The organism is Bradyrhizobium sp. 956_D2_N1_4, from assembly GCF_052076025.1.
Classification (GTDB): Bacteria; Pseudomonadota; Alphaproteobacteria; order Rhizobiales; family Xanthobacteraceae; genus Bradyrhizobium; species Bradyrhizobium barranii.
In genome coordinates, this window is sequence record NZ_CP197237.1 from 9201074 (window position 1) to 9226203 (window position 25130).

Consider the following 25130-nt stretch of genomic DNA (forward strand, 5'->3'; position numbering starts at 1 on the left):
AGAGTACCGATGAGGGGGTTCGTTGTAGGCGCAGCCGTGTTGGTTGCAGCCGGCTGGACAGCTTCGGCAGAGGCCGCCGATCTCAATTACGGGCAGGGTGCGCCCTACACCGTCAATCAGCCGCTCAATGCCTATAGTTGGGCCGGTCCGTATCTCGGTGCCAATCTCGGCTATGAGTGGGGCTCGGTGAGTAACTCGCCCGTCAAGCCCTCCGGTTTCGTCGGCGGTGTACAGGCCGGCTACAATTTCCAGAACGGTCCATGGGTGTTCGGCGTCGAGGGCGATATCCAGGCCGCGGGCGCTGATGACACCTTCGCGCCGTGGAAGTTCTCCAACCCCTGGTTCGGCACGCTGCGCGGCCGTGCGGGCTATGCCTTCAGCAACGTGCTGTTCTACGGCACCGCCGGCCTCGCCTTCGGCGAACTGCGCGCGCAGACATTCGGCTGGACGGAGTCGCACACCACCGCAGGCTGGACCATCGGTGCCGGCGCGGAAGTCGGCTTCGCGCCGAACTGGAGCGCCAAGCTCGAATATCTCTACATCGATCTGTCGACGAGCCAGTTCGCAATTACCGGCGTGTCAAACGGCTATAGCGCCAGCGTTGTGCGCGCCGGCGTGAACTATCACTTCTGATAGTTGAAGAAGAAAATACCGGACAATAGCCTCCCGGCCGCTCGCGGCCGGGATTTTTTTCGCCAGGTGTTCGCTCGAAAACGCTCTAGGAGACGATGACCAAATTGACTGCCTTTGGTCCCTTCCCCTTCTTGTCCGGCTCGACTTCAAAAGTAATGCGCTGTCCTTCGGCGAGATCTTTCAGTCCCGCCCGCTCCACAGCAGTAATGTGCACGAAGACGTCGCGCCCGCCGTCGTCGGGCTTGATGAAACCGTAGCCGCGCTCGCCGTTAAAAAACTTGACCGTTCCCGTCATGGCCATCGGGAAACTCCCCCTCATTGCTCCTCCGTCGCGACGCAGACTCACGTCACGACATGACCGGGCCTTACGAAGCCCGGGAGCTGGCCATCCTTGGGCGGACCTTTCTTTCGGTCCGATCGGATCTTTCTTAGGCCTTCACTCCGCCGCAACCATTCGCGGAAGCGGAACGTAAAGCCAGTCACGGAAACAGCATAATACGGTTCTCTGCAGATTGACTACCGCTCCTGCATCTTTTTCCCAAGAATGCCGGTGTGTTACGGCCTCGGCACCTCTAATCGGAATCTGGCAGCTCCGCCCTGTCCGAGCGGTATCTCCAGCTCGGGCAGGATCGTCTTGAGCTCGCCATGCAGCGTGTACGGCGGATTGACGATCAACAATCCGGCGGAGGTGAGGGCGGCGCCATCAAGCTGCGGCGCGACACTGAATTCGAGACGCAGACATTTTCCTGGCGGTTTTGCTGCGGCTGCGAGCCGCGCCACTGATTGCACCAGCGTGTCGGTGGCGCGTCGGCTCTTGGCCGGGTACCAGATTACATAGATACCGGTCGGCCATTTCACGAAAGCCGCCGAGAAGGCGTCGCCGAGCTTTTCGAACTCGTCTTTCGCCTCGAACGGCGGGTCGATCAGCACGAGCCCGCGCCGTTCCTTCGGTGGCACAAAGGCCGGCAGCGCGACCCAGCCGTCGAGATCGACCACGCGCGCCTGTTCGTCGCGGCGCAGCACACCGATCAGCGCCTTGCGCGCCTTCGGCTCAAGCTCGCAGGCAACGAGGCGGTCCTGCGGCCGCAGCAGGCCGCGCGTGATCAGCGGCGAACCCGGATAGGCCTTGAGTTCGCCCTTCGGATTGTAGGCACGAACGATGTCGAGATAGGGCTTGGCCAGCGCCACGGCGTCGTTCGACAGGCGCGCCTGCATCAGCCGCGCGATGCCGGTCAGCCATTCGCCGCTGCGGCGCGCCTCGTCGCTTTCGAGATCATAGAGGCCGGCGCCGGCATGGGTGTCGATGACACGGAATGCCCCCGGCTTGTCCTGGAGGTAAGTAATGATGCGCGCGAGCACGATGTGCTTGATGACATCGGCGAAGTTTCCGGCGTGGAAGGCGTGACGGTAGTTCATGAGACAGGACTACGCTACGTCACGGCTTGAGCAAAGCGGCATGCGCGTCTGTCCCGGACGCGCTGCAACGCTCTTAGCGTTGCGGGCCAGGGCCCGGGTCTGGATTCCCATGCAGCATAGGCCCCGATTCTGCAGCGCACCGCCGAAGCGGCGCGGCGTACGGGGCATGAGCAGTTGGACTAGCCACCTCTGATCGGCGGCATCGTCACCTGGTCGCGGCGGCAGGCGCGGCGCTCGATCTCCTCGCAGGCCCGGAATTGCAGGTCCTTGCTGAGGCAGATGCGGACCTCCGAGAGCCGGGTCCGGTTGCAGGTGACCGAGATGGCCGCGTTGCTCAGGCCCGCATTGGCCTTGATGAAGGCTTCCTCCACCTCGCCCGGCGCCACGGTCTTGGCCTGCGACAGTTCGAGATATTCCGCCGGGATCTTGATCGCGGCGCGCGCCTTTCGGATCGTCTCGAAATAATTGCGGCTGTCGAGCCCGGAGCAGGTGCCGTGCTTGTCCCACTCGTTGAAGATCAGCCCCGGCGCCGGCATCAAATCGAGCATCGAAGAGACGATGTTGCGGTTCAGGCGTGGCGAGGGCCGCTGGCAATATTCAGGGAAGCCATTCTCATATTGCGGCCACAGCCCGTGCACCACGAACGCGTAGGGCCGCCCGCTGCACTGCATCTGCGAGCGACCACCGCCGCCGCCGCGGTTGCGCTCGGACGCCTCCTCGCAGAAGGAGGGCGACCATGACAGCGACAGCACATAGAAGTCGAATTCGCCGGGCGCGTTCTGCCGTTTGTCCTGGGCCTTCGCGCCGCCCGGCAGCGCGACCAGCCCGGCGGCCAGAACCAGGGGGAGGGTCAGTGAGATCACGAGACGGGTGAACGAATGCAATCTAAAATGAAACATGGCGACGCCCCTCAACTAGACTGTGCAGTCAGCCTAGCAGGCAACAAGAACATTTCAAGAACAAAATTCGGGCCGGCCCGTCAGGCGCCTGATCAGTCCGATTCAGGCCTTTCGATCGAGCCTCAGGGCCTGGCGGCGCGGCAGGACGGATTGTAGGCCCAGTTGCGGTCGAGCCCGACCACGCACCATTCCACACCATTGCCGTAGCCGGAGAAGCCGCCATCCTCGATGATCGAGAAATGCACCTTGCGCACCTTTCCGTCATTGAGCATGGCGTCGCCGGTGCAATAGCGGCGCGGAATGTTGTCAGACTGCCAGGGCCGGAACGCGATCTCGTGAACGGCGGCGAAGCCGGTGATCTTCAACGAGGAATTCCAGAACGAGCTTTCCTTCTCCCAGAACTGGGTGGCGATGGTCGGCAGCGCCCTCTCGCAATCGACGACGGCGCCGTCATAGCGCGGCCCGTTCAGCCAGAAGTTCAGCTCCAGCGGATTGGCGGCCCTGGCCTCACCGAGCGACAGCGCCCCGAACATGAGGCCAAGCAAGGTGGCAAAGCGGAGCGATTTCAGGGGGAGGGCGCGCATGGGCAATCCGGACAGCTGGGTCTTGCGAAGGATGGACGGTGCCGCGAAGGCCGGGGCAGGTCAAGTGCAGCGCGGCAACACTTGGCCAAGAGTTGACCCCAACCTCGCAGCCGGCGGGGCATCAGTTCTTTTCATGGACCTCCCGGCACCGTAAACTGGTCCCAACCAATTGGAGTAACGGGAATGCGAATCATTGCGGCCGCGGGCTTTCTTGCCCTGGGGATGATGGCCAGCCAGTCGGCACGCGCCGATCTCCTTCCGGTGCCTCCGTTCAAGGGCAACGACACCGGCGGCATCATCGCTTATTCGCTGGCGACCCAGGCTGATGCGCGGCAGGTCGCGGTCGATCACTGCGCGCGCTACGGCAAGGTCGTGAAATTCCTCGCGGTGCAGGCCTTTGAGGGCGGCTATATCTCGTTCTCCTGCCGTTGGGTGCCCTATGGCGCTGCCCAACAGCCGATCCGTACGCTGTACTGAGGCGCTTTCGGAACGTCGGGAGCTTCCCACATGACGCGCAAGCTCGCTTTGCTCGGCTCGGCCCTTTGTCTTGTGGTGTCGGCAGGCAGCGCCAGCGCCGACGATCTGCCGGTGCGCAAGGCCGGTCTCTGGGAAATGAAGATGGTCAGGACCGGCACGCCCATGCCCGAGATGACCATGCAGCACTGCACCGACGAGACCGTCGACAAGGAGATGAACAACAACGTCTCCCCGATGGCCAAGCAGATCTGCGCCAAGCAGGACATCAAGAAGACCGCGACCGGCTATGTCAGTGATTCCGAGTGCAACGTCGCCGGCATCAGCACGACCTCGCATGCCGAGATCACCGGCGATTTCAACTCGGCCTATACGGTGAAGACCTCGTCGCATGCACAAGGCGGCGCCGCCGGCGCAGCAGGCCGCGACACCACGATGCAGCTCGAAGCCAAGTGGCTCGGGGCCTGCAAGCCCGACCAGAAGCCCGGCGACATCGTGATGCCCGGCGGCTTCAAGATGAACGTGCGCGACATGGACAAGTTGAAGGCGTTGCTGCCGAAGTAGGTTTGTCTTCCCCTCTCCCCTTGTGGGCCTGTTGCGTAATTCGTCAATTGTGATTCCCTAGGGCAAAGCCTTGGAGGGTAGCGATGGCGGTCAAGCGGACGGGACAGCCGAGCTTTGTGGAAGCGCTGATGCCGAAGGGGGCCGGCGCCAATGCGGCGCTGGATCGGCTGGCGGGCCTGGTCAAGTGGTACCGGTTCGAGAAGCTGATCGGCCATTTGCGGGATGAAGGGAGCCCCGGTCGACCAGGCTATCCGGTGCTGGTGCTGTTTCGTGCTGTGCTGTTGCAGTCGCTGTATGGTCTTTCGGAGCGCGAACTCGAGGAAGCGCTGGGCGACCGGTTGTCGTTCAAGCGCTTCGTCGGTTTGAGCCTCGAGGATGCGACGCCCGACCATACGGTCCTGAACCGCTTTCGGAACCAGCTTGTCGAACAAGGCCTGCTGGAGAAGCTGTTTGGTGAGCTGGATCGTCAGCTTGAAAATGCCGGCGTCATCCTCAAGCGCGGCACGATGCTGGATGCGACCTTGATCCAGGCGGTGTCGGCTCCTCCGAAGGAGGATCGCCCCTCAAACGATCCCGACGCCCGCTTCACCAAGCGGCAAGGCAAGAGCGGCACGACGTTCGGTTACAAGGCCCATGTCGGTGTCGACGAAGGATCCGGCTTGATCCGCACGGTACTGACCACACCGGCCAACATCAACGACACGACACCGGCGGACGCTTTGATCCGCGGCGATGAAGCTGCGGTGTGGGCCGATGCGGCTTACGACACCCATGCCCGACGGGCCCGGCTGAAGGCGGAGGGCAAGAAACCCCGCATTGCTCGTCGGCCCAACCGGCATCACCCGGAGTTGCCGCCGAGGCTCAAACGCTACAACCTCCTCATCGCGCGCCGCCGAGCCCAGGTCGAGACCACCTTCGCTACTCTCAAACGCCGCATGCGGCTGACCTGCATCCGCTACGTCGGTCTGATCAAGGCGACCGGGCAAGTTCTGCTCGCCTCAATCGCCTTCAACATGAGGCGGTGGGCCACGATCGCCGCGTGAGCTGCCCGCTGAGGGCAACAACTACAGATCTTCGCAGGCATTGCCAGGACCAAGGCCTTCTCTCCTGACGTCTTCAGCCTCAAAAGCCGATAACGCAACAGGCCCCTTGTGGGAGAGGGTGTCTCGCCGCGTAGCGGCGAGACGGGTGAGGGGTATCTCTCCGCGCGTGACTCTCTTACTTCTGAATTCGCGGAAACAACCCCTCATCCGGCGCTTCGCGCCACCTTCTCCCACAAGGGGAGAAGGAAGAGCCGCCTACACCGGAATCCGGACACTCGCCCTTAATCCCCCCATCGGGCTGTCGCCGAGGGTGATGTCGCCGCCATGCGAGCGCGCGATGTCGCGGGCGATGGCTAGCCCCAAGCCGGTGCCGCCTTCGTCCTGGTTGCGGGCGTTGTCGAGCCGCAGGAACGGCTTGAACACCTCTTCGCGCAAGTGCGCGGGAATGCCGGGGCCGTCGTCCTCGACCGTGACGGTCAAATAACGGTGATCGCGCTGGCCGTTGATGGCGATGCTCTTGCCGTAGCGCGCCGCGTTGGTGACGAGGTTGGCGAGGCAGCGCTTGAACGAGGCCGGCTTCACGGTCACCACGGGCAGACCGTGGAACGCGACGGTCGCGGTGTGGCCGTGGCGCTCGGCGTCGCTGCGCAGCTCCTCGAGCGCCTGCGCCATGTCGGTCGGCTGCGACTGCTCGCCGGAATCGCCGCGGGCAAACGCAAGGTAGTCCTCCAGCATCATCGACATCTCGTCGACGTCCTTGCGCATGCCCTCAAGCTCTGGGTTGTCGCCAATCAGCGCCAGCTCGAGCTTGAACCGGGTCAGGATGGTGCGCAGATCGTGGCTGACGCCGGCTAGCATCGCGGTGCGCTGCTCCATCGTGCGCTCGATGCGTGACTTCATCTCGAGGAAGGCGACCGCCGCGCGCCGTACCTCGCGCGCGCCGCGCGGCCTGAAGTTCGGCGCCTCGCGGCCCTTGCCGAAACTCTCGGCGGCGTCTGCCAGCCGCAGGATCGGCTTGATCTGGTTGCGCAGGAACAGCACGGCTACGATCAGGAGGATCGAGGACGTGCCGACCATCCAGAACAGGAAGATCTCCGAGTTCGAGGCATAGGCGGCGCTACGCTGCGCGAACACGCGCATTACGGCATCGTCGAGCTGGATGCGGATCTCGACGAGGTTGGAGCGGCCGACGGTGTCGATCCAGAACGAGCGTCCGATCTGGCGGCCGAGCTGCACCGACAGCGTCTGGTCGAGCAGCGAGAAGAACGGTTTTGGGCCCGGCGGCGGCATGTCGCCGGCGGGGAGGAAGTCGACGACGAGGCCGAGGCGCTGCTGGGCGATGCGGCGGATCTCGTTGCGGTCCTTGTCCTGCGGATAGCCCTTGTAGACGTCGATCAGCGCGGCGATGTCCTGCACGACGGCAGCCGACAGGCGGCGCGTCACCGTGTTCCAGTGCCGCTCCATGAACACGAAGGCGACGACCGATTGCAGGATCACCATCGGCACGATCATGATGAGCAGCGCGCGGGCATAGAGGCCGGTCGGCATCCAGCCTTTGAATGCGTTGCCCATCCAGCCATTGGCGGCGGAGACGCGGCCGGCGGCGCTCTTCAACAGCGTCAGGCCGGTATCGATCGTGCTCATCGGTCGCGCTTCACTGCTTTATGGCGAGGCCACCAGGCGGTAGCCGATCCCGCGTACCGCCTGGAGGAACAGCGGATTGGCGGGGTCGGTCTCGATCTTGCGCCTGAGGCGGTTGATCTGCACGTCGACGGCGCGCTCGTTGACGCTGCCATTGCCGGTGAGCGCGCTGCGCGGCACGGTCTCGCCCGGGGTCTCCGAGAGAATCCGCAGCATCTCGCGTTCGCGGTCGGTGAGGTGAATGACCTCCTCGCCCTGGCGCAGCTCGCCGCGATCGAGATGGTAGACGTAAGGGCCGAACGCGATCTTCTCCACCGCGGCGGTTTGCGGCGGCGGTGCGGCGCGCTTGAGGATGTTGTTGATGCGCAGCGCAAGCTCGCGCGGCTCGAACGGTTTTGCCACGTAATCGTCGGCCCCGATCTGCAGGCCCTCGATGCGGGCTTCGGCCTCGTGCCGCGCCGTCAGCATCACGATCGGCACCGAGGAGGAGGTCCGGATGAAGCGGGCGAGATCGAAGCCGGTCTCGCCGGGCATCATGACGTCGAGGATCAGGAGATCGAAATGCAGCCCCATGAGCTTCGAGCGTGCATCGCCGGCGCTTGCGGCGGTAGTGACGCGATAACCTTCGCTGGCGAGGAAGCGCGACAACAGATCGCGGATGCGGCGGTCGTCGTCGACCAGCAGCAGATGCGGCGCATCGTCGGCCGGTTCTACCGGCGGGCGGGCGAGCGTGGCAGCGAACGGCACGTTCACTCCTTTCCGTCCTGATTGACGTTGGCGAAGATCGTCTCCAGCACCTTGTCCGGATCGTCGCGGTCGATCATCGCGCGCAGGAAACGCTTGACGGTATCGGCATCCTGCGGCGCCAACTCGGCGAGCGCCTTGGTGATCCGCGTGGTCTGGAGCCCGGCGAGCTTCTGCACCAGCGCCTCGCCCTTCGGCGTCGCGTAGAGCAGGCGCTGGCGGCGGTCATTGTCGCCGGTCTTCTGCACGATATAGCCCTCGTCCAGGAGCTGCTTGAGCACGCGGCCGAGCGACTGTTTTGTGATGCGCAGGACATCGAGCAGGTCGGCGACCTTGAGGCCGGGATAGCGATAGACGAAATGCATGACCCGGTGGTGGGCCCGGCCGAAGCCGAAAGCCTCCAGCTCCTGGTCGGGATCGCCGACGAAATCACGATAGGCGAAGAACAGCAGTTCGATGATATCCCAGCGCAAATTGCCTCCATCGCCTGCGGCCGGCCGCGGCTCGGCTGCGTCTTGAGAGGGAGTTGCGAAATTTATGTCAGGCATATTGACGTATCTTGGGTTCAATGTTACAAAACGATCAGCCCGCACGAAATTTTAGATCGCTTCGCGTCGGGTGGCAGTTCTAGGAGCGGCCGGAGAGAGCCGGACAGGCGACGACGGCCGAAGCAGATCTACCGTGCGATTGTCGAGCGGCATTTCGGCAAAACATACTGGACTTCCGCGTTCCGCAAAAGCATGTCCTCGGCGACATGCTGGCCACGGAAACCGGCCGTAACAAGGCTGGCGGCGGTCCAGCCACAACCTAATCAAGCCAGCCGGGCCCAAACAGGGCAGGCGGGCGCCAGAACAGCGCCGCTACCGGCAGCGGGAGGCAAGGACATGAGTATGAAATTCGACATCCAGCCCGCATCCAATCCGACATCCGAGAAGGACCGCGTCGCCAAGCTGGTGGACCCCGGCTTCGGTCGGGTTTTCACCGATCACATGGCGATCGTCCGCTACAACCAGGCCAAGGGCGGCTGGTACGAAGCACGCATCGAGGCGCGCGCCAACTTCCAGCTCGATCCGGCCGGCGCGGTCCTGCACTACGCGCAGGAAATCTTCGAAGGCCTCAAGGCCTACAAGCGTGACGACGGCGGTGTGAACCTGTTCCGCCCCGACGCCAATGCGCGCCGCTTCAAGGATTCCGCCGACCGCATGGCGATGGCGCAGCTGCCCGAGGACGTCTTCATCGAGGCGGTGGAGCAGGTCGTGCGCATCGACCGCGCCTGGATGCCGGGTGGCGAGGGCAGCCTTTATCTGCGCCCCTTCATGATCGCGAGCGAGACCTTCCTCGGCGTCAAGCCGTCGTCCGAATACATCTTCGCGGTGATCGCTTCGCCGGTTGGCTCCTATTTCAAGGGCGGACCTGCGCCGGTCTCGATCTGGGTCTCGGAGAACTACACCCGCGCCGCGATCGGCGGCACCGGCGCCGTCAAGTGCGGCGGCAATTATGCCGCGAGCCTGCGTGCGCAGGCCGAAGCGATCCAGCACGGTTGCGATCAGGTCGTCTTCCTCGACGCGGTCGAGCGCCGCTACATCGAGGAGCTCGGCGGCATGAACGTCTTCTTCGTGTTCGAGGACGGCTCGCTCTCGACGCCGCCGCTCGGCACGATCCTGCCCGGCATCACCCGCGACTCCATCATCGCGCTCGCGAAGGATGCCGGCAAGACGGTGCGCGAGAAGCCGTACTCGCTCGACCAGTGGCGCAAGGATGCGGCGAGCGGCAAGCTGAAGGAAGCGTTCGCCTGCGGCACCGCTGCCGTGATCTCGCCGATCGGCAAGGTGCGTTCGGTGAGCGGCGATTTCGAGATCAGCGGCGGCGCCGCCGGCCCCGTCGCCACGGGCCTGCGCAAGCAGCTCATCGACATCCAGTACGGCCGCACCAACGATCCGCACAACTGGATCCGCAAGGTGTTTTGAGACGGCGATTACGTTTCCCCTCTCGCACAAGGGAGAGGGGAAACGCGCAACGTTTGTGGCTTATTGCGCTATGAACGTGCTGCTGCCGACACGCGACAAAGCCAGGAGACATCGAAGCATCCTGGACATCGCGAACATGGCAACAAAACTCTCCCAGCCCATGAAATGGGTCGTTCTCGCCGCAATCACCGGCGTCAGCGTTTTCGGCATCCTGACCATCGGGCCCATGCCGGAGGTCGTAGCGCAAGACCGCTCGCCGATCGTCGACGTGCGCACCACCGATCCCGAGATGAACACCGCGATCGCGCGCGCCCGCGGTACGCTTCCCACCTTCTGGGCGTCCTATGACGCGCCAAAGCCGTCGGAGAGCGGGCACGCCTTGAAGGTGCGCTTTTCGACCCGCAGGGGCGGAGAGCATATCTGGATCGGTGACGTGAAGAAGCTGCCGAACGGTACCTATTCGGGCCTCTTCGCCAACGAGCCGCGCGATCTGCCGGGCAAACGGGCCGGCGACGCGGTCAAGTTCAGCGAAGCGGACATTTCAGACTGGATGTTCATGCGCAACGGCAAGATCGTCGGAGGCGAAACCATCAAGCCGACGCTGAAGTCGCTGCCAAAGGCCGACGCGGATGCCCTGAGGGCCCGGATGGAGCAGCCGTAGATTCTCTTCCCCTCTCCCCGCAAGCGGGGCGAAGTAAAGCGAACTTCGGTTGCCGCACCGCGCGTCGGCTGGTAAACGCCGCGCATGGCCGAGAAACCCAAAAAACCCCAGAAACTGAAGGCGCGCCTGCCGCGCGGGCTCGAGGATCGCGACCCCGCCGCGATCCGGGCGACGCGCGAGATGGTCGAGAAGATCCGCACCGTCTACGAGCTCTACGGGTTCGAGCCCGTGGAAACGCCGGCGATGGAATACACCGACGCGCTCGGCAAGTTCCTGCCCGATCAGGACCGTCCGAACGAGGGCGTGTTCTCGTTCCAGGACGACGACGAGCAGTGGATCAGCTTGCGCTACGATTTGACCGCGCCGCTCGCCCGCTATGTCGGCGAGCGATACGGCACCGACGGTCTGGTCCTGCCCTACCGCAGCTACCGCGTCGGCTACGTGTTCCGCAACGAGAAGCCCGGCCCCGGCCGTTTCCGCCAGTTCATGCAGTTCGATGCCGACACGGTCGGCTCGGCGACGCCGGCGGCGGATGCAGAGATGTGCATGATGGCCGCGGACACGATGGAGGCATTGGGAGTTCCTCGCGGCTCCTACGTAGTGAAGATCAATAGTCGCAAGATATTTGATGGGGTATTGGAATCCATTGGACTGGGCGGCGAAGAAAATGCGGTACGTAGGCTCACCGTTCTGAGGACAATCGATAAACTTGATAAGTTTTCAACCGACGACATCAGGAAACTGCTCGGACCTGGTCGTTGGGATGGCGGTGAGGAAGGCAAAGGGGATTTTACTAAGGGCGCGGGCCTTACTCCAGATCAAATGGAGATAGTCTTTCGTGTTGCAGGCGGACACAATGAGTCTTGGGTAAGAGTTGATAGCGACAACCAGCCCTACGAAGACGACTGGTGCTTAAGTCCCGCGCAGTTCAAACAGCATTTGTCCGACAATCAAGCTTGGGCCGCAGATGATGGTGCCCCCGGCTACTTCTTTTCTAACGACACTTTGCTCACAAATTGGCGACCACTTCTGAATTCTCCAACCGGATTACAGGGGCTAGAGGAGCTTGAGCAGATTTGTTCTATCTTGACGTCGGCTGGTTATGGCTCTCAGCGGATACGTATTGCTTCCGAAGTCGTCCGCGGTCTCGAATATTACACGGGTTCCGTACTTGAGGTCGAGCTGCTGCTCGAGACCAAGGATGAAAAGGGCCGGCCCGTGCGGTTCGGCTCCGTCGGTGGTGGCGGCCGCTACGACGGCCTCGTCTCGCGCTTCCGCGGCGAGCCGGTGCCGGCGACCGGTTTCTCGATCGGCGTATCACGGCTTCAGGCCGCGCTGACGCTCCTCGGCAAGCTCGACACGCGGCCCGAATTCGGCCCCGTCGTCGTCACCGTGTTCGATCGCGACCGCGTCGCCGACTATCAGAAAATGGTGGCGTCCTTGCGCGCTGCCGGCATCCGAGCCGAGCTCTATCTCGGCAATCCCAAGAACATGGGCAACCAGCTCAAATATGCCGACCGCCGCAACAGCCCTTGCGTGATCATCCAGGGCTCGGATGAAAAGGCGCGCGGCGAGCTGCAGATCAAGGATCTGATCGAAGGCGCCAAGGCCGCCGCCGCGATCGCCTCCAACCAGGAGTGGCGCGAGAGCCGCCCGGCGCAGTTCTCGTGCAGCGAAGCCGACCTCGTCGCCAAGGTGCGCGAAGTCCTGGGCCGCCATGACGTAAAGTGGGGATAGCCATTCCGGAAGGCCGTCACGCCCGGGCTTGTCCCCGGCATCCACGTCTTGTTTGATGGCGACCGTCAATGGCCGGTGTTCGGCCGCAAGGGAGAGAACGATGCCTGAGATTACCGTCAGCATGGCCGAAGGCCGCACCGACGAGCAGAAGGCCGGCATGATGCGCGACATCACCCAGGCCCTGGTGAAGAATCTCGGCGTCGATGCCGATGCCGTCGTCATCCAGATCAACGAAGCCCCGCTCCGTCACAAGATGAAGGGCGGCAAGACGTTTGTGGAGCGCGCGGCGGCTGCGAAGAAGTAGCCAGCGCTATATCGGCAGTCTCCACTGTCGTCCCCGCCGAGTGCGCAATTGCGCACGGGAGCGGGGACCCATAACCACAGGCAGTGGTTATTTGGCGAGCTGGTAACTCCGAGTCTTCGCCAAACTACTCCCTGTGGTTATGGGTCCCGGATCGGCGCTCCGCTTCGCTGCGCTTGTCCGGGACGACGGCGGAGTTTGAGGCCCCCATGGACGCACGCGACTTCATCAAGGTCGGCATGAGCGCCGAGCGCACGCTGGTGGTGCCGGCCGAGCGGACGGTCGGGCATTTCGTGCCCGGCATGCCCATGGTCTATGCGACGCCGATGATGATCCTGGAGATGGAGATGACGTCGGGCGATGCGATCCGCGCCGCGCTTCAGCCGGGCTGGGTCACCGTCGGCACCGAAGTCGACATCCGCCACCTCGCAGCCGCTCTCGTCGGTGCGACGGTGCGGACCACCGCGAAGGTGGTCGCGGTCGAGCGCCGCGTCATCCGTTTCGAGGTCGAGGCGTTCGAGGGCACGCGCAGGCTCGGCGAGGGCCGCCATGCGCGCGGGCTCGTGAATGTCGAGATGTTCAACAAGCGGCTCGGGGCGTAGCGGCGAGCGCGATGCCGTAGGGTGGGCAAAGGCGCGAAGCGCCGTGCCCACCATCTTTTCGGGATCGCGAACGAAGTTGGTGGGCACGCTTCCGCCTTCGCTCGTCGAGCTTCGGCGGACAAGCCGCTTTGCCCACCCTACGACACCTGCTTACTTCGCCAGCTCCTTCGACCGCTTCGTCGCGGCCGCGATTGCGCGGATCATCAGATCGCGCAGGCCCGGCTCGCCCATCAGCACGCCGAGTGCCGCGGCGGTGGTGCCGCCGGGCGAGGTGACGTTCTGGCGTAGCGTGCTGGAGGGAAGCTCCGACTGGTGCAGAAGTTCACCAGAGCCGGCGACGGTTTCGCGTGCAAGCTTCGTCGCCAGCGCCTCGGGCAGTCCGGCCTCGACGCCGGCGCGCGCGAGCTCTTCGGCGAGCAGGAACACATAGGCCGGGCCTGAGCCGGACACCGCGGTGACCGCATCCATCAGGCCTTCATCCTCGACCCATTCGACCGAGCCGGTGGCACGCAGCAGCGCATCGGCTACCGCGCGCTGCGTGGTGCTGACGTTCTTCGCCGCGACGGCGACCGTGATGCCGCGACCGATCGCGGCCGGCGTGTTCGGCATCGCGCGCACCACGGCGCCACCGCAGACCTCTTCGAGCGATGCGATCGTGGTTCCCGCCATGATCGAGACCACCGAGGTCTTGTCCGAGACGAATTGCTTCAGTTTGGCGCCGGCCTCGCGGAACATCTGCGGCTTCACCGCGACGACCAGAGTCTCGACCGTGCCGACGGCGCTGACATCGGGATTGAGCGCAACGCCGTTGGCGGCAAGCGCGGTGATCTCAGGTGAGATGTGCGGATCGATCACCGCGACGCGGCGCGGATCGAGCCCGCCCGAAAGCCATCCGGTCAGCATCGCGCCGCCCATCTTGCCGGCGCCGGCGAGGAGGATGGTGCCGGTGATGTTCTTGAGAGTGCTGCTGTCTGCCACTGTGGTCACCACAAACAAAGGTGTCGTCCCGGCGAAGGCCGGGACCCATAACCACAGGCGGTTCTAGTGGATGGAGGGCGGAGCAACAAGCATCGCGCGATACGGAGAAATCACGCGGTATGGGTCCGGATCTGCGCTCCGCCTGTCCGGCACGATGCTGAGGAGGGCGCGCGCGCCCCTCACCATCTTGGAGAGAGGCCTTACGCCTCTCCCACCGTGTCGAACATCGCCGCGTCCATCGCCTGCGCGGTGGTCTTGCCGGCCCACACCACGAACTGGAACGCCGGAAAGTAGCGCTCGCAAGCGTGGATGGCGCCGGCGAGCATGGCTTCGCATTGCGCGGTCGAGGCGGTGAGCCCGCCCGGCAGCACCAGGGCCTGGCGGTGCATGATCATGCCGGTGTTGGTCCACAGGTCGAAATGGCCGACCCACAATTGCTCGTTGACCGCAGCGACCAGCCGTTGCACTTCGCTCCGCCGTGCAACCGGAATCTTCATGTCGAAGGCGCAAGCCAGATGCAGCGCCTCGATCTCACCCATCCAGGTGAAGGAGATCTGATAGTCGGTCCATTGTCCCTTGGAGACAATCGTGAGCTCGTCTTCGCCGGAGCGTTCGAACGGCCAGTTGTTGCTGGCAGCGATGTCCTCGACCACCGCGAGCGGGTGATTTCTGGAATCGATAGTGCCTTCGAGCAGGGACATTCCGTCTCGACCTCTTGCCTTTTTGTTGTCTTTGATACGCACTCGGTCGGCCCGGCGCGCTCCCTCAACGTCGCTGTCGCGATCCCCTCGGATCAGCGCGAGCCTATCGCGGATCAAGTGATGTGATTTGCGGAATCTGCGCAACTGGCTGCCGAGTCCGTCCACAAGCCAGGACTCGTTCGTCCACAGCTCATCTCCGCCACAATTCTTAACGAATGAGAACAAATCGGAATCGGATTCGCCGATGGCGCGCCAATCGTTAATTCCGCCGGGCGAGGCCACACCCGTCATGGCGGCATGGGACCATGCGGTTTTTCATGCGGAACGCGCTTGCTGCGGCCGCCGGGTGGCGTCATATTTCCGGTCAGGCCGTTCATCCCGGGCGGCCGATGTTCTCAGGGCGGGGTGAAAGTCCCCACCGGCGGTAAGGGTCGCAAGGCCCAAGCCCGCGAGCGCCTTCCCCCAAGGATCTTCCTGAAAAGGAATTTTGCCGAAGGGAAGGGTCAGCAGATTCGGTGCAACTCCGAAGCCGACGGTTAAAGTCCGGATGAAAGAGAACGGTCGGTGGCAGACGCATCGCAAGGTGCGGCTGCTTGTCGTTCCGTGTGCCCTGATTCTGGTCCTTTGAAGGAAAGCCATGAATCAGATGTTGCAAGACCCCCAAACCGAAACTTCCGAAGTCACCCAACCGCCGGTTCCGCAGGATCCGGCACCCGAGCATCCGCGCTTCGCGAAACCGCAGCGGGTGGCCTTCGTGCAGGCCTGCTGGCACCGCGACGTGGTCGAGGAGGCCCGCATCGCCTTCGTGAAGGAGGCGGCCGCACGTCACCTCAATCATGTCGACGTGTTCGAGGTGCCGGGCTCGTTCGAGATCCCGCTGCATGCGCAGATCCTCGCCAAGACGCGGCGCTACACCGCGATCGTCGCGGCGGGCCTCGTCGTCGACGGCGGCATCTACCGACACGAGTTCGTCGCCGACACCGTGATCAAGGCGCTGATGGACGTGCAGCTGCGCACCGAGGTGCCGGTGTTCTCGGCGGTGCTGACGCCGCAGCAATTCCACGAGACCGAGGTGCACTACGATTTCTTCCGCAGGCATTTTGCGATCAAGGGCGTCGAGGTCGCCGCAGCCTGTGCCGAGACATTGCTCGGCCTGGAGCGCCTGCGCGGTCAGGTCGCGGCGGGCATTGTGTAGCCGTCCGCTCACACGCCGCTGATTGTCAATCCCGTCGCCGTCCCTATAAAGTCGGCGGCGGGAGGAGGCCGTGCCGTGGAGACGGGCGGCCGACAAGATCATGTTCGAAGGACACGATCCCTATCTCGTCGCGCTCTCTGTGGCGATCGCGAGTCTGGGTGGCTATACCGGCTTTGCGCTTGCTGCTCGCATCCGCAACACGCCCGGCGTCAGCAACCGCGTTCTGCTCGCGGGTGCGGCGGCATTTCTGGCCGTCGGCATCTGGACCATGCATTTCGTCGGCATGCTGGCCGCGCCGCTGCCGCCGGACACGGTCTATCTCGTTCTTCCCACCATCATCTCGTTCCTGATCTGCGCGCTGGTGGTCGGCATTTCTCTTTTCTTTGTCTCGATCGGCGAGCCATCCCTGAAGCGAGTGGCCTCGTCGGCGGTCCTGCTCGGCGTCGGCATCGCCAGCATGCATTATGTCGGCATTCATGGTCTCGCCGGTCACTTCGGCATCGTCCACGACCGGACCATGGTGCTGCTCTCGGTCGTGGTCGCGATCGTCACCGCCTATGGTGGTTTGCGCGCCTTCCTGGCGCAGCAGGAGGGCGTCCGGCTGATCGTCAGTTCGGTTGCGTTCGGCATCGCCGTCTCCGGCATGCATTACACGGCGATGCTCGGCATGCATTTCGAGCCGCTGACCGGCGCGGCGCATCACCATGCCGGCGGCGGTCTTGCCGCGTCGCAGCAAATCCTGTCGATCATCGTTGCGGTGCTGTGCTTCGTCATCGCAGCCGGCTTCCTGCTGTCGCTGGTTCCCGACCAGCGGCGTCAGACGTCGACCTCTGTTGCTGCCGAACCGGCTGCTTCGCCGGTCGCGGCGGCCGCCATCGAACTGATCGCTGCGCCGGCTGCAGCTCCGCGCCCGGTGGCCCCGCTCGGCGGTCTCGGCCAGCCGCCCCGCACGCCGGTTCCCCGGTTGCCGGTCGAGAGCGCCGACGGCACGCACTTCATCGAGACAGCCAATGTCCGCAGCGTCCGGGCCGATGCGCATTACACCCGTGTTCACGACGGCACCCGCGAGCGAATGTGCCCCTGGTCGATCTCGGAGGCCGAGGCCCAGCTCGATCCCTCGTTGTTCCTCCGGGTGCACCGCAGCCATATCGTTGCCATCCCCCATGTCGCATTGGTCCGCAAAGAGGGGGATGGCGCCGTGCTCGAGCTCGACGGTCCGTCGCCGCATCGGGTCCCGGTCAGCCGTGCCAAGATAGCTGAGGTGAAGGCAAGGTTGGGCCTAGCGAACCGGCGGCACGCGTAGAGTCGGGCCGCACGGGAGGCGCGTTCTTTCTTACCCTCCCCTGGAGGGGGAGGGTCGCTTCGCATGGAGCGGAGCGTAGTGCGGAGCGGGGTGGGGTGACGGTCCCTCCGCGATGAATACCCCCCGAGTGGAGAGATCACCCCACCCCGCCCGCGCTTCGCGCGGTCGACCCTCCCCCTCCAGGGGAGGGTAGGTGGCCGCCGCGCCATACGTCGCCTCACCTGACGCAATTCGTGCGTTCCCCGCCGCAACTCGTGCGAAATCCGCTGTTCCGTGCCCGAATGATTGCGGGTTGCCCCTCTCGGAGTGACCGTCCCCTCCAACGTCCGCGCCGTCACGCGCAAGAGGACGACGAGGAGGAGATGATGATCCCAGGCTCATTCAGCTATCACCGGCCGGCGAGTGTCGCCGATGCCGTCAAGCTCTTGGCAGACCTCGGCGAGGATGCCCGGCCGCTGGCCGGCGGGCACAGTCTGGTGCCGATGATGAAGCTTCGGCTCGCCACCCCCGCCCATCTGATCGACCTGCACGGCATCGCCGCCCTCAAGGGCATCAGCCGCGACGGCAACAATCTTGTCATCGGCGCGATGACCACCCAGCACGAGCTGCTGGCCTCCGACGAAATCGCCCAGTCGATGCCGATCCTGCATGAAGCGGCACTGCTGATCGCCGACCCGCAGGTGCGCTACCGCGGCACGATCGGCGGCAATGTCGCCAATGGGGATCCCGGCAATGACATGCCGGCGCTGATGATGACCTTGGGGGCAACCTATCGCCTCGAAGGCCCGGGTGGCTCCCGCGACGTCGCGGCGGCCGACTTCTATCAGGGCGCCTATTTCACCGCGCTCGAGCCCGGCGAGATCCTGACCTCCGTCTCGGTTCCCGTGCCCGCGGCCGGCCACGGCTACGCCTACGAAAAACTCAAGCGCAAGGTCGGTGACTACGCCACCGCCGCCGCCGCCGTGGTTCTCACCATGTCCGGCGGCAAGGTCGCGACCTGCGCGATCGGGCTCACCAACGTCCACGAGACGCCGCTGCTGGCTGCCGATGCCGCCAAGGCCGTGATTGGCACCAGCCTCGATGCGGCGACGTTGAAGAAGGCCGCCGCTGCGGCCGCAGCGATCATGGCACCAGCTGCGGATGCCCGCGGCCCGGTCGAATACCGAAAACATGTCGGCGGCATCATGGTGACGCGCGCGCTTCAGCGCGCCGCCGCTGTCGCGAAGTAAGGGAGGGGGATCGATGGCTAAAACACACGTCACCATGAAGGTGAACGGCGCCGAGGTCGAAGGCCTCGTCGAGCCGCGCACGCTGCTGGTGCATTTCATCCGCGAGAATCTGCAGATGACCGGCACCCATATCGGCTGCGAGACCACGCATTGCGGCGCCTGCACCGTCGACATCGACGGCATGTCGGTGAAGTCCTGCACCATGTTCGCGGTGCAGGCCGATGGCTCCGACATCACCACGATCGAAGGCATGGCCAACGCCGACGGCACGCTGTCGGCCTTGCAGGAAGGTTTCCGCATGATGCACGGCCTGCAATGCGGCTTCTGCACGCCCGGCATGATCGTCCGCGCGCATCGGCTGCTGAAGGAAAATCCCTCGCCGAGCGAGCCGGAAATCCGGATGGGCATCTCCGGCAACATCTGCCGCTGCACCGGCTACCAGAACATCGTCAAAGCCATTCAATACGCCGCCGCAAAGATCAACGGCGTGGAATTCCAGGAGGCCGCAGAATGAACGACCTCACTCCCACGCGGGAACAACGCACCGCCGCACTCGAAGGCATGGGCTGCAAGCGCAAGCGCGTCGAGGACATCCGCTTCACCCAAGGCAAGGGCAATTACGTCGACGACGTCAAGCTGCCCGGCATGCTGCACGGCGACTTCGTCCGCTCGCCGCACCCGCATGCGCGCGTCAAGAAGATCGACGACAGCGCGGCGCTGAAGGTGCCCGGCGTGCTCGCGGTGATCACCGCCGAGACGCTGAAGACCGTGAACCTCGCCTGGATGCCGACCTTGGCCGGCGACGTGCAGATGGTTCTGGCCGACGGCAAGGTGCTGTTTCAGAATCAGGAGGTCGCCTTCGTCGTCGCCACCGACCGCTATGCGGCCGATGACGGCATCAACGCGGTCATCGTCGAATACGAGCCGCTGCCGCCGCTGGTCGATCCCTTCAAGGCGATGGACGCGAACGCGCCGGTGCTGCGCGAGGATCTCGTCGGCAAGATGTCCGGCGCGCATGGTCCGCGCAAGCACGACAACCACATCTTCGAGTGGACCGTCGGCGACAAGGACCTCACAGACGCCGCCTTTAGGAAGGCGGAGGTCACGATCAAGGAGATGATCTCTTATCACCGCACCCATCCGTCGCCGCTCGAAACCTGCCAGTGCGTCTGCTCTTTTGACAAGATCAAGGGCGAGCTGACGATCTACGGCACCTTCCAGGCCCCGCACGTGATCCGCACCGTGGTGGCGCTGATCGCAAAAATTCCGGAGCATAAGATCCACGTGATCGCGCCCGACATCGGCGGTGGCTTCGGCAACAAGGTCGGCGCCTATCCCGGTTATATCTGTGCGGCGGTGGCCTCCATCGTCACCGGCAAGCCGGTGAAATGGGTCGAGGACCGCATCGAGAACCTCACCGCGACCTCGTTCGCGCGCGACTATCACATGACCACCGAGATCGCCGCGACCAAGGACGGCAAGGTCACCGGCCTTCGCGTCCACGTGCTCGCCGATCACGGTGCGTTCGACGCCTGCGCCGACCCGTCGAAATGGCCGGCCGGCTTCTTCAACATCGTCACTGGCTCCTATGACTTCCCGACCGCACATCTGGCTGTCGATGGCGTCTACACCAACAAGGCGCCGGGCGGCGTCGCCTACCGTTGCTCGTTCCGCGTCACGGAGGCGGCCTACTGCATCGAGCGCGCCATGGATATTCTGGCGCAGAAGCTCAACATGGACCCCGCTGAACTCCGGCTGAAGAACTTCATCAAGCCGGAGCAGTTCCCCTATCACTCGGCGCTCGGCTGGGAATACGATTCCGGCGACTACCACACCGCCATGCGCAAGATGATGGAGACGACCGGCTACGCCGCGCTCCGGAAGGAGCAGGCGGAGAAGCGTGCCGCGTTCGCGCGGGGGGAGACCCGCGAGATCATGGGGCTCGGCATCTCCTTCTTCACCGAGATCGTCGGTGCTGGCCCGTCGAAGAACTGCGACATCCTCGGCATTGCGATGTTCGACTCCTGCGAGATCCGGATGCATCCGACCGGGGCCGGCATCGCGCGGGTCGGTTCAAAAAGCCAGGGCCAGGGCCACGAGACCACCTGGGCCCAGATCATCGCCACCGAGATCGGCATTCCCGCCGATAACATCATGGTGGAGGAGGGCAACACCGACACCGCGCCCTATGGGCTCGGCACTTACGGCTCACGCTCGACGCCGGTCGCGGGTGCCGCAATCGCCATGGCCGCGCGAAAGATCAAGGCCAAGGCGCAGATGATCGCGGCCTACAAGCTCGAGGTCCACGAGGACGATCTCGAATTCGACATCGACGGCTTCCGGGTGAAGGGCCTGCCGGAGAAGTTCATGTCGATGAAGGACATCTGCTGGGCGGCGTACAACTCGGTGCCGCCGGGCATGGAGCCGGGACTGGAAGCGGTGAGCTATTACGATCCGCCCAACATGACCTATCCGTTCGGCGCTTATCTCTGCGTGATGGACATCGACGTCGATACCGGCGTGTACAAGGTCCGGCGCTTCTATGCGCTCGACGATTGCGGCACCCGGATCAACCCGATGATCATCGAGGGGCAGGTGCATGGCGGCCTGACCGAAGCCTTCGCCATCGCGATGGGCCAGGAGATCCGCTACGACGAGGTAGGTAACGTCGTCACCGGCTCGTTTATGGATTTCTTCATGCCGACTGCGGTGGAGACGCCGCATTGGGAAACCGACTTCACCGTCACCCCGTCGCCGCATCACCCGATCGGCGCCAAGGGCGTCGGCGAAAGCCCGAATGTCGGCGGTGTGCCGGCCTTCTCCAATGCCGTCAACGACGCGTTCTCGTTCCTGGGCAGCACGCACATCCAGATGCCGCATGATTTCTGGCGCAACTGGAAGGCGGCGAAGGATCTGGGCGCGGTGGCGTAGCGATGAAGGGCCGTGATGAGATCGCGCAAGCGCTGGCCGCATCGGGCTATATCGCCGATGCGGACCTCGCGACTGCGATCTCGCTGATGCAATTGTTGCGGCGTCCGCTGCTGCTCGAGGGCGAGGCGGGCGTCGGCAAGACGGAAGTGGCGAAAGCACTTGCAAAAGTGCATGCGACCGAGCTGATCCGGCTGCAATGCTACGAGGGCCTAGATCAGTCCTCCGCGCTCTACGAGTGGAATTACCAGCGGCAATTGCTGGCGATCCAGGCCCATCGCGGCAGCGATAGCATCGAGGACCAGGTGTTCTCGGAAAAATACCTGCTCGAGCGCCCCTTGCTCGCCGCGATCCGTCGGCCGAAGGCGCCGGTGCTGCTGATCGACGAGATCGACCGCGCCGACGACGAGTTCGAGGCGTTCCTGCTGGAGCTGCTTTCGGACTTCCAGGTCTCGATCCCCGAGCTCGGCACCATTCCCGCAATCACCATCCCGCATGTCGTGCTGACCTCGAACGGCACGCGCGAGCTCTCCGACGCGTTGCGCCGGCGCTGCCTCTATCACTATGTCGACTATCCCGACGTCGACCGCGAGACCCGCATCATCCTGGCGCGCGTCATGGGCGCGAGCCCGTCGCTGTCGCTCCAGATCGCGCGCATGGTCGAGGGTGTGCGCAAGGAGGAGCTGCGAAAAGTCCCGGGCGTGGCGGAGACGCTGGATTGGGCGGCAGCTCTCGTCGGCCTCGACGTAACCAATCTTCACGACGCACCCGAGATTGTGCATGAGACGCTCGTCTGCCTGTTGAAGACTCACGAAGACCGCGCCCGTGTCACGCCAGAGGTGACACAGCGCCTGCTGGGAAAGGTCGCATGAGCTGCTGTGGCTCCAGCCCCGGATATGATGACCTCAACGAGGTCTCGCGCCTCGTCTCCGCGAAGCTTGCGGCGTTCCTGCGCACGCTACGCGAGGCCGGCTTTCGCGTCGGGCTCGCCGAAGGGCAGGATGCGGCGACGCTGATATCATCGGGCTATGCGGCGCGGCCGGGTCTGCTGCGCACGGCGTTCAAGCACCTGTTCTCGGCACGCAAATCCGACTGGGACAAGTTCGACGGTCTGTTCGACGCGTTCTGGTTGGGCAAGCGCGTGCGCTCGCGCTCCCGCACGATTGGATCAACACCGGGCGCCAGCAATCCCTCGCTGAAGAGCTTGCAGGATGCCGCGGCGGAGCAGGGCAGTAACCAGTCCGCCGTAGACCAGCTTCCGTCCTCCGACGACGCGCCGGAAGGCCGTTCCGGCGAGGGCCGCATGGAAGGTGCTTCACGCGCCGACAATTTTGCCGAGGTCGATTTCCGAAAGCTGAGCGATCCAGACCAGGTCGCGCAGGCCCATGAGGCCGCAGCAGCGCTCGCCAAGGCAATGCGGACGCGGCTGACCCGGCGCGATCTGGCGCGCCGGCGTGGCTACCGGCTTGATCTCCGCCGCACGATTCACCGCAACATCAGCCATGGCGGCGTTCCCATCAGCCTGGTGAAACGCCAGCGCAAGGACAAGCCGTTGCGGCTGGTCGTGCTGCTCGATGCCTCGGGCTCGATGAGCATGTAAACGGCAGTCTTCTTGCGCTTCATCCACGGTGTGCTCGACCAGTTCCGTGAGGCCGAGGCGTTCCTGTTCCACACGCGCCTCGCCTACGTCTCCGACGCGATGAAGGAGAAGGACGCCGGCCGCGCGCTCGACCGGCTCTCGATCATGGCGCAAGGCGCGGGCGGCGGCACCAGGATCGGCGAGTGCTTGCAAACCTTCAATCGCTGGCACGCCGCGCGCGTGATCCATTCCCGCAGCTGCGTGATGATCGTGTCCGACGGCTACGAGACCGGCGATGCCGCATTGCTTGGCCGCGAGATGGCGGCGCTGCACCGGCGCTGTCGCCGCATTGTCTGGCTCAACCCGATGATGGCGTGGGAGGGCTACACGCCCGAAGCGCGGGGCATAAGAGCTGCGTTGCCGCATGTCGATCTCTATGCGCCCGCGAATTCGCTGAGCAGCCTGCGAGCGCTCGAACCCTATTTAGCGAAGCTTTGAGGAGGCTTCCGATGACCGCTCATGTCGAAGTGCTTGATGTAGTCGCTCAGATGAAGGCCGCCGAGCGTGCCTTCGTGCTCGCGACGGTGGTGCGCACGGTGTCGGTGACCGCGGCGAAGGCTGGCGCCAAGGCGATCATCGCCGCCGACGGCACCATCGTCGCGGGTTGGATCGGCGGGGGCTGCGCCAAGGGCGCGGTGCTGAAGGCGGCGCGCGAGGCGCTCGCCGATGGCGAGCCGCGCATGGTCTCGGTGCAGCCGGAGAACCTGCTGGCCGAGCTCGGCGTCAGCGCGGGGGAGAGCCGCGACGGCATCCGCTTTGCCAGCAACATGTGCCCGAGCAAGGGCACGATGGACATCTTCGTCGAGCCGGTGCTGCCGCATCCCTCGCTCGTCATTCTCGGTGCGAGCCCGGTGGCGCTGTCGCTTGCGGCGCAGGCGCGCGTGCTCGGCTATCACGTCACGTTTGCTGCGCCGTCCGCCGATCTCACGGCGCAGCCGGACGCCGACGCGGTCATCGATGGTTATCAGCTCGGCGAGCTCAACGACTCCAAGCGCTTCGTCGTCGTCTCGACGCAGGGCAAGGGCGACGAGGCCGCCTTGCGCGCGGCGGTCGCGACCAAAGCCTGTTATCACGCCTTCGTCGGCAGCCGCCGCAAGATGGCTTCGCTGCGCGCAAAACTCCTTGCAGAGAGCGCCAGCGCGGCTGCGATCGACGATTTCAAGGCGCCGGCCGGCCTCGATCTCGGCGCGATCACGCCGGAGGAGATCGCAATGTCGATCCTCGCCGAGATCACCAGAGAACGCCGGCGTGGCCAGCGCGCGGCCAATCAAACAGCAAGCAGAGAGTGAGACACCGATCATGCAGATGAACGACAGCCAGCGAATTCCCGCCTCACGCGAGCAGGTGTGGGCGGCGCTGAACGATCCCGCTGTGCTGAAGCAGTGCATCCCGGGCTGCCAGTCGCTCGAGGTGACCGCGCCGAACGAGATGACCGCGACGGTGGTCTTCAAGGTCGGCCCGGTGAAGGCGACGTTCAGCGGTAAGGTGACGCTGTCCGATTTCGATCCGCCCAACAGTTACCGTATCTCAGGAGAGGGCTCCGGCGGCGTCGCCGGCTTCGCCAAGGGTGGCGCGGTGGTGCGGTTGGAATCCGAGAGCGCCGACGTGACGGTGTTGCATTACGAAGTCGATGCGCAGATCGGTGGCAAGCTCGCGCAGTTGGGAGCACGGCTGATCAATTCGACCGCGACGAAGCTGGCGGGGGAGTTCTTCAAGTCATTTGCCGACGTGGTGAGCGCGAAGGCCGAGGCAGGCTAGCTGCCGTAGGGTGGGCAAATCGACTTGTCCGCCGTAGCTCGAAGAGCGAAGGCGGAAGCGAGCCTACCGTCTTCATCGCTACAAAAGAAGGTGGGCACGGCGCTTTGCGCCTTTGCCCACCCTACGATAGTCG

At 64.4% G+C, this 25130-nt stretch carries 26 protein-coding genes, 1 pseudogene and 1 riboswitch; of the genes and pseudogenes, 18 read left to right on the forward strand and 9 right to left on the reverse strand.

The window, feature by feature from the left end:
• Positions 1-9: 9 nt before the first annotated feature.
• The gene (locus AB7535_RS43625) at positions 10-633 is read left to right on the forward strand and encodes an outer membrane protein (protein WP_014491976.1); all 624 of its coding nucleotides are present in this window, start codon (positions 10-12) and stop codon (positions 631-633) included.
• 85 nt (positions 634-718) lie between these two features.
• On the opposite strand, the gene AB7535_RS43630 is transcribed toward AB7535_RS43625, so the two are convergent.
• The 4 genes from AB7535_RS43630 to AB7535_RS43645 form a co-directional block, all read right to left on the reverse strand.
• Positions 719-934: a cold-shock protein gene (locus AB7535_RS43630; RefSeq protein WP_063986700.1), complete on the reverse strand. Its 216-nt coding sequence runs from the start codon at positions 932-934 to the stop codon at positions 719-721.
• A 254-nt stretch (positions 935-1188) separates the two neighbouring features.
• Positions 1189-2049: a 23S rRNA (adenine(2030)-N(6))-methyltransferase RlmJ gene (locus AB7535_RS43635; protein ID WP_085403342.1), complete on the reverse strand. Its 861-nt coding sequence runs from the start codon at positions 2047-2049 to the stop codon at positions 1189-1191.
• Between the two features lie 179 nt (positions 2050-2228).
• On the reverse strand, positions 2229-2948 hold the full coding sequence (locus AB7535_RS43640) for a ribonuclease T2 family protein (protein WP_085403341.1): 720 nt from the start codon (positions 2946-2948) through the stop codon (positions 2229-2231).
• A gap of 122 nt (positions 2949-3070) precedes the next feature.
• Complete coding sequence (locus AB7535_RS43645; RefSeq protein WP_063985577.1) at positions 3071-3532, reverse strand: hypothetical protein; 462 nt, start codon at positions 3530-3532, stop codon at positions 3071-3073.
• A 183-nt stretch (positions 3533-3715) separates the two neighbouring features.
• On the opposite strand from AB7535_RS43645, the gene AB7535_RS43650 reads away from it, so the two are divergent.
• The 3 genes from AB7535_RS43650 (at position 3716) to AB7535_RS43660 (ending at position 5613) form a co-directional block, all read left to right on the forward strand.
• Positions 3716-4009 (forward strand): hypothetical protein, encoded by a 294-nt coding sequence (locus tag AB7535_RS43650; protein WP_063985576.1) that lies wholly within the window; start codon positions 3716-3718, stop codon positions 4007-4009.
• A gap of 30 nt (positions 4010-4039) precedes the next feature.
• A complete protein-coding gene (locus tag AB7535_RS43655; RefSeq protein WP_063985575.1) occupies positions 4040-4570 on the forward strand; it encodes a DUF3617 domain-containing protein in 531 nt (176 codons plus the stop codon).
• Positions 4571-4653: 83 nt separating this feature from the next.
• Positions 4654-5613 carry an IS5 family transposase gene (locus AB7535_RS43660; protein WP_166348444.1) on the forward strand — a complete coding sequence of 320 codons (960 nt, stop codon included), beginning with the start codon at positions 4654-4656 and terminating at the stop codon, positions 5611-5613.
• A 255-nt stretch (positions 5614-5868) separates the two neighbouring features.
• Here the strand turns inward: AB7535_RS43660 and AB7535_RS43665 are convergent, their stop codons facing one another.
• The 3 genes from AB7535_RS43665 to AB7535_RS43675 are packed head-to-tail and all read right to left on the reverse strand — an operon-like array spanning position 5869 to position 8546.
• Complete coding sequence (locus AB7535_RS43665) at positions 5869-7257, reverse strand: ATP-binding protein (protein WP_028151545.1); 1389 nt, start codon at positions 7255-7257, stop codon at positions 5869-5871.
• Between the two features lie 18 nt (positions 7258-7275).
• Positions 7276-8007 (reverse strand): response regulator, encoded by a 732-nt coding sequence (locus tag AB7535_RS43670; RefSeq protein WP_028169830.1) that lies wholly within the window; start codon positions 8005-8007, stop codon positions 7276-7278.
• Positions 8004-8546, reverse strand: a complete 543-nt coding sequence (locus tag AB7535_RS43675) for a MarR family winged helix-turn-helix transcriptional regulator (protein ID WP_063985573.1) — start codon at positions 8544-8546, stop codon at positions 8004-8006. The genes AB7535_RS43670 and AB7535_RS43675 overlap by 4 nt, the downstream gene beginning before the upstream one ends.
• Before the next feature lie 336 nt (positions 8547-8882).
• Here AB7535_RS43675 and AB7535_RS43680 point away from each other — a divergent pair, with 336 nt between their 5' ends.
• The 5 genes from AB7535_RS43680 (at position 8883) to AB7535_RS43700 (ending at position 13266) form a co-directional block, all read left to right on the forward strand.
• Positions 8883-9965, forward strand: coding sequence for a branched-chain amino acid aminotransferase (locus AB7535_RS43680; RefSeq protein ID WP_085403340.1), 1083 nt, complete (start codon positions 8883-8885; stop codon positions 9963-9965).
• Between the two features lie 136 nt (positions 9966-10101).
• A complete protein-coding gene (locus AB7535_RS43685) occupies positions 10102-10626 on the forward strand; it encodes a YegJ family protein (protein ID WP_085403432.1) in 525 nt (174 codons plus the stop codon).
• A gap of 84 nt (positions 10627-10710) precedes the next feature.
• A complete protein-coding gene (gene hisS / locus AB7535_RS43690; RefSeq protein ID WP_085403339.1) occupies positions 10711-12363 on the forward strand; it encodes a histidine--tRNA ligase in 1653 nt (550 codons plus the stop codon).
• 55 nt (positions 12364-12418) lie between these two features.
• Positions 12419-12667 (forward strand): tautomerase family protein, encoded by a 249-nt coding sequence (locus AB7535_RS43695; protein WP_071909549.1) that lies wholly within the window; start codon positions 12419-12421, stop codon positions 12665-12667.
• A 206-nt stretch (positions 12668-12873) separates the two neighbouring features.
• On the forward strand, positions 12874-13266 hold the full coding sequence (locus AB7535_RS43700; RefSeq protein WP_063985570.1) for a thioesterase family protein: 393 nt from the start codon (positions 12874-12876) through the stop codon (positions 13264-13266).
• 150 nt (positions 13267-13416) lie between these two features.
• Here the strand turns inward: AB7535_RS43700 and proC are convergent, their stop codons facing one another.
• The gene (gene proC, locus AB7535_RS43705) at positions 13417-14253 is read right to left on the reverse strand and encodes a pyrroline-5-carboxylate reductase (protein ID WP_244623315.1); all 837 of its coding nucleotides are present in this window, start codon (positions 14251-14253) and stop codon (positions 13417-13419) included.
• Between the two features lie 191 nt (positions 14254-14444).
• Complete coding sequence (locus AB7535_RS43710) at positions 14445-14945, reverse strand: YbjN domain-containing protein (RefSeq protein ID WP_028169834.1); 501 nt, start codon at positions 14943-14945, stop codon at positions 14445-14447.
• Positions 14946-15332: 387 nt separating this feature from the next.
• Positions 15333-15508: riboswitch (FMN riboswitch) on the forward strand.
• Between the two features lie 74 nt (positions 15509-15582).
• Between AB7535_RS43710 and AB7535_RS43715 the strand changes: the two genes are divergently transcribed.
• The 9 genes and pseudogenes from AB7535_RS43715 (at position 15583) to AB7535_RS43755 (ending at position 24997) form a co-directional block, all read left to right on the forward strand.
• Positions 15583-16140: a 6,7-dimethyl-8-ribityllumazine synthase gene (locus AB7535_RS43715; protein WP_071909551.1), complete on the forward strand. Its 558-nt coding sequence runs from the start codon at positions 15583-15585 to the stop codon at positions 16138-16140.
• A gap of 100 nt (positions 16141-16240) precedes the next feature.
• Positions 16241-17443 (forward strand): MHYT domain-containing protein, encoded by a 1203-nt coding sequence (locus AB7535_RS43720; protein ID WP_085403431.1) that lies wholly within the window; start codon positions 16241-16243, stop codon positions 17441-17443.
• 365 nt (positions 17444-17808) lie between these two features.
• Entirely contained in the window at positions 17809-18672 is an 864-nt protein-coding gene (locus AB7535_RS43725; RefSeq protein WP_085398496.1) for an FAD binding domain-containing protein, read from the forward strand.
• A gap of 13 nt (positions 18673-18685) precedes the next feature.
• Entirely contained in the window at positions 18686-19186 is a 501-nt protein-coding gene (locus tag AB7535_RS43730; protein ID WP_063985567.1) for a (2Fe-2S)-binding protein, read from the forward strand.
• Positions 19183-21603: an aerobic carbon-monoxide dehydrogenase large subunit gene (locus AB7535_RS43735; protein ID WP_085398486.1), complete on the forward strand. Its 2421-nt coding sequence runs from the start codon at positions 19183-19185 to the stop codon at positions 21601-21603. Before AB7535_RS43730 ends, AB7535_RS43735 begins: the two co-directional genes overlap by 4 nt.
• Before the next feature lie 2 nt (positions 21604-21605).
• A complete protein-coding gene (locus AB7535_RS43740) occupies positions 21606-22472 on the forward strand; it encodes an AAA family ATPase (protein WP_085398487.1) in 867 nt (288 codons plus the stop codon).
• Positions 22469-23677 (forward strand): annotated as a pseudogene (locus AB7535_RS43745) (vWA domain-containing protein). Before AB7535_RS43740 ends, AB7535_RS43745 begins: the two are co-directional and overlap by 4 nt.
• An 11-nt stretch (positions 23678-23688) precedes the next feature.
• Entirely contained in the window at positions 23689-24528 is an 840-nt protein-coding gene (locus AB7535_RS43750) for an XdhC family protein (protein ID WP_085398489.1), read from the forward strand.
• A gap of 10 nt (positions 24529-24538) precedes the next feature.
• The gene (locus AB7535_RS43755) at positions 24539-24997 is read left to right on the forward strand and encodes an SRPBCC family protein (protein WP_085398490.1); all 459 of its coding nucleotides are present in this window, start codon (positions 24539-24541) and stop codon (positions 24995-24997) included.
• Positions 24998-25130: the final 133 nt, after the last annotated feature.

Excerpts from the sequence above, each read along its gene's own strand:
- AB7535_RS43720 (WP_085403431.1), top strand. The coding sequence starts at position 16,241 with ATGTTCGAAGGACACGATCCCTATCTCGTCGCGCTCTCTGTGGCGATC.
- AB7535_RS43630 (WP_063986700.1), bottom strand. The coding sequence starts at position 934 with ATGGCCATGACGGGAACGGTCAAGTTTTTTAACGGCGAGCGCGGCTAC.
- AB7535_RS43735 (WP_085398486.1), top strand. The coding sequence starts at position 19,183 with ATGAACGACCTCACTCCCACGCGGGAACAACGCACCGCCGCACTCGAA.
- AB7535_RS43640 (WP_085403341.1), bottom strand. The coding sequence starts at position 2,948 with ATGTTTCATTTTAGATTGCATTCGTTCACCCGTCTCGTGATCTCACTG.
- AB7535_RS43740 (WP_085398487.1), top strand. The coding sequence starts at position 21,606 with ATGAAGGGCCGTGATGAGATCGCGCAAGCGCTGGCCGCATCGGGCTAT.
- AB7535_RS43710 (WP_028169834.1), bottom strand. The coding sequence starts at position 14,945 with ATGTCCCTGCTCGAAGGCACTATCGATTCCAGAAATCACCCGCTCGCG.
- AB7535_RS43665 (WP_028151545.1), bottom strand. The coding sequence starts at position 7,257 with ATGAGCACGATCGATACCGGCCTGACGCTGTTGAAGAGCGCCGCCGGC.
- AB7535_RS43685 (WP_085403432.1), top strand. The coding sequence starts at position 10,102 with ATGGCAACAAAACTCTCCCAGCCCATGAAATGGGTCGTTCTCGCCGCA.
- AB7535_RS43645 (WP_063985577.1), bottom strand. The coding sequence starts at position 3,532 with ATGCGCGCCCTCCCCCTGAAATCGCTCCGCTTTGCCACCTTGCTTGGC.
- AB7535_RS43675 (WP_063985573.1), bottom strand. The coding sequence starts at position 8,546 with ATGCCTGACATAAATTTCGCAACTCCCTCTCAAGACGCAGCCGAGCCG.
- AB7535_RS43635 (WP_085403342.1), bottom strand. The coding sequence starts at position 2,049 with ATGAACTACCGTCACGCCTTCCACGCCGGAAACTTCGCCGATGTCATC.
- AB7535_RS43725 (WP_085398496.1), top strand. The coding sequence starts at position 17,809 with ATGATCCCAGGCTCATTCAGCTATCACCGGCCGGCGAGTGTCGCCGAT.
- AB7535_RS43750 (WP_085398489.1), top strand. The coding sequence starts at position 23,689 with ATGACCGCTCATGTCGAAGTGCTTGATGTAGTCGCTCAGATGAAGGCC.
- AB7535_RS43680 (WP_085403340.1), top strand. The coding sequence starts at position 8,883 with ATGAGTATGAAATTCGACATCCAGCCCGCATCCAATCCGACATCCGAG.
- hisS (WP_085403339.1), top strand. The coding sequence starts at position 10,711 with ATGGCCGAGAAACCCAAAAAACCCCAGAAACTGAAGGCGCGCCTGCCG.
- AB7535_RS43655 (WP_063985575.1), top strand. The coding sequence starts at position 4,040 with ATGACGCGCAAGCTCGCTTTGCTCGGCTCGGCCCTTTGTCTTGTGGTG.
- AB7535_RS43730 (WP_063985567.1), top strand. The coding sequence starts at position 18,686 with ATGGCTAAAACACACGTCACCATGAAGGTGAACGGCGCCGAGGTCGAA.
- AB7535_RS43695 (WP_071909549.1), top strand. The coding sequence starts at position 12,419 with ATGGCGACCGTCAATGGCCGGTGTTCGGCCGCAAGGGAGAGAACGATG.
- AB7535_RS43660 (WP_166348444.1), top strand. The coding sequence starts at position 4,654 with ATGGCGGTCAAGCGGACGGGACAGCCGAGCTTTGTGGAAGCGCTGATG.
- AB7535_RS43715 (WP_071909551.1), top strand. The coding sequence starts at position 15,583 with ATGAATCAGATGTTGCAAGACCCCCAAACCGAAACTTCCGAAGTCACC.
- AB7535_RS43700 (WP_063985570.1), top strand. The coding sequence starts at position 12,874 with ATGGACGCACGCGACTTCATCAAGGTCGGCATGAGCGCCGAGCGCACG.
- AB7535_RS43625 (WP_014491976.1), top strand. The coding sequence starts at position 10 with ATGAGGGGGTTCGTTGTAGGCGCAGCCGTGTTGGTTGCAGCCGGCTGG.
- AB7535_RS43650 (WP_063985576.1), top strand. The coding sequence starts at position 3,716 with ATGCGAATCATTGCGGCCGCGGGCTTTCTTGCCCTGGGGATGATGGCC.
- AB7535_RS43755 (WP_085398490.1), top strand. The coding sequence starts at position 24,539 with ATGCAGATGAACGACAGCCAGCGAATTCCCGCCTCACGCGAGCAGGTG.